General features: G+C 39.2%; 1 pseudogene. It reads right to left on the minus strand.

Annotated features, from left to right (window positions below):
• Positions 1 to 431: 431 nt before the first annotated feature.
• Positions 432 to 1,144: pseudogene (locus tag F6K49_RS51515) on the minus strand (ATP-binding protein); the annotation flags it as partial.

Below are 1,144 nucleotides of genomic sequence, written 5' to 3' on the forward strand. Positions count from 1 at the left end.
ATGGTTTTTAGGGAGTAGGGAGTAGGGAGTAGGGAGTCAGGATTCATATTTCATAAATTTGACCTATTGTCAAGGGTAGTATTATTGACAAAACAAATCGGATTACTAGATGGGATTACTTTATGCGTTCGCGTAGCGTGGCCTACGGCCAATCGCGTAGCGGCTCTTAAAGAGCATAACACTCACTTTATATACTAACAAAATAGTCACTAATTATGGTAGCCTCAACATTAGTTTGTCATAGATCAAAAATTATCTCTTTATAAGACTGGCTTAAGGATTACCAGGATAATGCCGAATAGATAGAGGGAGAATTAGTTTAAAAAAACGGTATCACCTTAAAGCACAGTCAAATTCAAGCTAAACTCCCCACTGACTTGGGTAATCAACCTTGGCCAAAAGGCCACGCTACGCGAACAAGCTTCAACAAACTAGCTATCATAATCGACCTCGATAATCTCAGTATATTCAAACTGATTTGGACTACGTCTTACCAAATCATAACGATTTCCACCTAGCTCAATAACATCTTCTTCACAATCAGACTTAGGAGAATTATAAGTCAACACATACTCTTTACCAAGAAAAGGAAGTATCTCGTCAGCCACTTCTCCTCGCCACTGAGTCTGAGTCACTAAAACTACTAATTGATTCGCCAGTCTAGGCAAGATATTAGCAATTCGCCGACGATATATTTCATCCAAGCTTCCAAAGGGAGAATCCATTACAATAGGAAAAGTACTACTATCAGGTCCCATCAGAGAATGCTCTTGACTCCAATCCCTAACTCGGTCAATAATTCCCCCGATAAAGGATAAACTTAGAATCTGATTTTCTCCGGTAGACGCAGCAACTAGGTTTTCTAACCCAAGAGTACTTTCTACTAAGGTTAACTCATACTTATCACTCAACTTAGGAATGTAGGGTGTAAAGGAAATTGAGATAAATATCTCCTGTACCCGCTTTTCCAAAGAAGTCCGAAACTGAGTTTCTAAACGTTCCCTAACTTCAATTAAGCGTTCAATAGAATCTTGAGCAGCAGCAATCCGTCGCTGTATCAACGCCTGCTTACTTTCATTCATTTTGTGCTTAGCAATCTGCTTATCCTTTAAGTCAATGTCTGTATCCAACTGTTCAAGTTGTT

Source organism: Moorena sp. SIO3I6, from assembly GCF_010672095.1.